The organism is Haliea sp. (assembly GCF_040221975.1).
Classification (GTDB): domain Bacteria; phylum Pseudomonadota; class Gammaproteobacteria; order Pseudomonadales; family Halieaceae; genus Haliea.
Map to the genome: position 1 here is coordinate 1 of NZ_JAVJWR010000008.1, position 2,030 is coordinate 2,030.

Consider the following 2,030-nt stretch of genomic DNA (forward strand, 5'->3'; position numbering starts at 1 on the left):
TTCTTGCCCCAGAGTGATACTTCCCAGCGGTCGTCCGCGCTGCGAAGCGCCAGCCGTGCACCCCACAGGCCGTAGTCCTCGGTGGCGAGGTAGGGAATGTTCACTGCCTCCCGGAACGCCTCGTCGGTGTAGCTGTACTCCACCTGGGCAGCGAGGGTTCCCAGGCCCGCGACCACATGTTCGTAGCGCGCAAACAGGTTGTAACTCCACTCAGGGGCGTTGGGCAGTGCGTTGCCCGAGGGAATCTCGCCACCGCCGGGGGCACTGAAGGCGCCCAACTCGGAATCGAGGTAGCCCACATTGGCCTGCAGCAGCAGCCCCGCGACAGGCTGCCAGAGAATATCCGCCTCCAGGCCCTGGATGTCAGCCGAGTCGACGTTGGACAGCTTCAAGACCGAGAGCTGCCCTGTGCTTACCTGGGTGAAGGTCTGCACATCGCTGTAGTCATAGTAAAAGGCCGCCGCGTTGACCTGCAGGGTGTTCTCCAGCCAGCGCGATTTGATCCCCGCCTCCCAGGCGACCAGCGTCTCCGGTTCGAATGACTCCAGCTGGGTGCTGTTGGTGACGAAGCCACCGCCGAAGAAGCCCCCGGACTTGAAGCCCTGGGCGGCGCTTGCGTAGAGCAGGATCTCCTCCGCGAGGTAGTAGTTGAGTGCGACCCTTGCCGATGGCTCGGTTTCGCTGATGGTCTCCTCATTGCTGGCGACGGTAAAGGCGCCGACAAAACCCGGGTTGCAGACCGGACTCAGCAGGCAGGAGGTACCAAAGGGGTTCATATCGTCCATGCCCCCGGCAAAGTCCTTCTCTTCGTAAGTAAGGCGAAATCCGGCGGTAAGTGACCAGGCATCGGCAAAACGCCAGTCCGCCTGGGTGAATACCGCGGCGGAGTTTGTTTCCTGCTCGGATGCGATTAACACCCGGGTCAGAAACAGGTCATCAAGATTTCCCGGTACCTCGATGTCGACCTGATCCCAGGAGTAGAAACCGCCCACAATCACGTCGAGCGTGGGACTGGCACTCAGGGTGTAGCGCAGTTCCTGGCTGAACTGCTCCACGCTATCGCTGACATCGAATTCCGCCTGCACGAAGGGGCCACTGTCGGTGTCGCTGAATGCCTTGCGTTCAAAATCCAGCCAGCCGCTGACCGCAGTGAGCGTACCGGGACCCAGGTCCCAGTTCACCCGCAGGGTGGCGGCGCGACTGTCGCTGGAGAAGCGAGCATCGTTGTTCCAGTCGCCCTTGAAGGGGTCGCCGTCGTCATCGCGATAGCCGAATGCGTCCGCGCAACGGCTCGGGTCGATGCGCCCGGCCAGGATCGAGCTGCAGGGCTGCGGGGGAAAAACACCGGCCTCGAAGGTGCCGAAATGCTCAAACTGGCCGACTTCGGAGCGCGCTTTACTGGCCTCAAGCTTGAGAGCCACGTCGAGACTGTCACTGGCGACCCATGTGGTGTTCAGACGGGCCGCGTACTCGCGGCGGGAACCGATGTCTTCACCGCCGAGGGTGCGGCTTTCGTAGAATCCCTCGCCCTGGTCAAGGACCTTTCCCGCGAACCGCATCGCCAGCGTTTCCGACAGTGCCTTGTTGCCCATGAATTCCAGTTCTGTCAGCTCATAGTTGCCGGCTCCCAGGCTCAGCCGCCATTCGTCCTCGAACACCGCTTGATTGGTAATGAAACTGATGGCGCCGCCGGTGGTGTTGCGGCCATAGAGCGTACCCTGAGGGCCTTTCAACACTTCTACGCGCTCGATGTCGTAGAGCTGGAAAGTGAGCTGTGTGGTTGAGGCCAGGAACACCTCGTCCAGATAGACTCCCACCGTGGGATTGTTGTTGGCGCTGAAGTCATTGAGTCCCACGCCGCGGATCGTGAAAACCGGAAACAGGCCTGGCGAGATCTCCTTGATATTGATATTCGGGCTGATGGCCTGCAGATCCAGAGGAGACTCGATTCGGCGTTCCCTGAGGGCGAGACCGCTGGCGGAGCTGATCGCCATGCCGATGTCCTGCTCGGACTGTGCGCGTTTCTGCGC

General features: G+C 61.4%; 1 protein-coding gene. It reads right to left on the bottom strand.

All coding sequences use genetic code 11. The features are described from left to right. Positions 1-1,994, bottom strand: a 1,994-nt coding sequence (locus RLO07_RS02295; protein ID WP_462290520.1) for a TonB-dependent receptor, incomplete at its 3' end; no start/stop codon positions are given. Positions 1,995-2,030 lie beyond the last annotated feature (36 nt).